Source organism: Chryseobacterium sp. YIM B08800, from assembly GCF_026163565.1.
Taxonomy (GTDB): Bacteria; Bacteroidota; Bacteroidia; order Flavobacteriales; family Weeksellaceae; genus Chryseobacterium.
In genome coordinates this window covers 1-369 of record NZ_JAPDKN010000129.1, presented here as the reverse complement: position 1 = coordinate 369, position 369 = coordinate 1, and the positions used below count along the sequence as shown (strand labels likewise).

Genomic DNA, 369 nt, shown 5'->3' with positions numbered 1-369 from the left:
TGATTACCAATTTCAAGTAAAAACAATAGCTTTTTTATTAGATTCGGCATATTATCTTGTAATTTTTTAATTGTTACTTGAATTTTTTAATGATACAAATAATGTTTTATTATAAAGCAGTCGCAGTATAAGTCACTGTTTGCGTATAAGTTCCTGCTGGTTTACCTAATATATCTGAAGAAGAAGATTTAGCTGCAGGAATTGTATAATCCAAATTCAATGTTAATGCACTTCCTAATGGAGCATTTGTAACTAAATTTTGATCAGTTGCAGATAAAACGACAGCATTCTTTGTTCCGCCCATTGTTCCTGAAGCTGAAGCAACTTTGATCGTCAAAACATTTACAGGAATTAAGTTGGTTCCGTTCA

At 31.2% G+C, this 369-nt stretch carries 1 pseudogene; it reads right to left on the bottom strand.

Annotated features, from left to right (window positions below):
- Positions 1-109 precede the first annotated feature (109 nt).
- Positions 110-369, bottom strand: a pseudogene (locus OEW74_RS19600) (peptidoglycan-binding protein LysM); the annotation flags it as partial.